This is a genomic window from Amycolatopsis alkalitolerans (assembly GCF_006152065.1).
Classification (GTDB): Bacteria; Actinomycetota; Actinomycetes; order Mycobacteriales; family Pseudonocardiaceae; genus Amycolatopsis_E; species Amycolatopsis_E alkalitolerans.
Genome location: NZ_VDFW01000078.1, coordinates 1 through 1300 on the forward strand (window position 1 = coordinate 1; position 1300 = coordinate 1300).

Below are 1300 nucleotides of genomic sequence, written 5' to 3' on the forward strand. Positions count from 1 at the left end.
TGTGATGAGCACCGTGGTGGCGGTTGTGGTGTTTGTGGTGGCTTATCTGTTGATCGCGTCTGAGCGGGTCCCGAAGATGGTGGCGGCGTTGGGCGGGGCGGGGCTTGTGGTGGCGTTCGGGGTGGTGGGCTCGGACGAGGTGTTCTTCTCCCGGGATACCGGGATCGATTGGGATGTCATCTTCCTGTTGTTCGGGATGATGGTCATTGTGGGGGTGTTGCGGCGGACCGGGGTGTTCGAGTATGTCGCGATCTGGGCGGCGAAACGGGCGCGGGGTTCGCCGCTGCGGGTGATGGTGCTGCTGGTGCTGATCACCGCGGTCGCGTCGGCGTTTTTGGACAACGTGACCACGGTGCTGCTGATCGGCCCGGTCACGTTGCTGGTGTGCGACCGGCTGGGGATCAGCCCGGTGCCGTTGCTGATCGCGGAGGTCCTCGCGTCCAATATCGGCGGTGCGGCGACGCTGATCGGGGACCCGCCGAACATCATCATCGGTAGCCGCGCCGGGCTCGATTTCAACGACTTCCTGCTGAACATGGCCCCGATCGTGGCCCTGGAACTCGTGGTGTTCACCCTGGTGCTGCCGTGGCTGTTCCGCGGCTCGTTCACGGTGGACCCGCAGCGGGTCGCGGACGTGCTGGCGCTCAACGAACGCGAAGCCATCCGCGACACCCGCCTGCTGGTCAAATGCGGTGTGGTGCTGGCCGCGGTGTTCACCGGGTTCATCGGGCACGCGGTGTTCCACCTCGAACCCGCGATCGTGGCGCTGCTAGGCGCCGGGGTGCTGGTCCTGATCTCCCGCACCCGCCCGCGGGACTACCTGGCCGGGGTGGAATGGGAAACCCTGCTGTTCTTCGCCGGGCTGTTCATCATGGTCGGCGCCCTCGTGCACACCGGCGTGATCGGCCACCTGGCCCAACTGGCCGCGCACGCCACCGGCGGCAACGCCCTGGTCGCGGTGCTGCTCATCCTCGTCGTCTCCGCCCTGCTGTCCGGAGTGATCGACAACATCCCCTACGTCGCCACCATGAGCCCCCTCGTCGCCGACCTCGTCACCGACATGACCAACCCGGTCCACGCCGACGCACTGTGGTGGGCACTCGCACTCGGCGCCGACTTCGGCGGCAACCTCACCGCCGTCGGCGCCAGCGCCAACGTCGTCATGCTCGGCATCGCCAAACGCGAAGGCATCCCCATCACATTCTGGGAATTCACCCGCAAAGGCGCCCTCATCACCACCCTCACCATCCTGCTCGCCGCCCCCTACCTCTGGCTCCGCTACTTCCTCCTCACCTAACAC

Annotated in this window: 1 protein-coding gene; it reads left to right on the forward strand. The window is 66.5% G+C overall.

Annotation, left to right across the window (positions count from 1 at the left end; all coding sequences use genetic code 11):
• The first annotated feature begins 4 nt into the window (after positions 1-4).
• Positions 5-1297, forward strand: coding sequence for an ArsB/NhaD family transporter (locus FG385_RS33700; RefSeq protein WP_139100868.1), 1293 nt, complete (start codon positions 5-7; stop codon positions 1295-1297).
• Positions 1298-1300: the final 3 nt, after the last annotated feature.

Bases quoted from the DNA above. Each gene is read 5' to 3' on its own strand.
- FG385_RS33700 (WP_139100868.1), top strand. From the start codon at position 5: ATGAGCACCGTGGTGGCGGTTGTGGTGTTTGTGGTGGCTTATCTGTTG.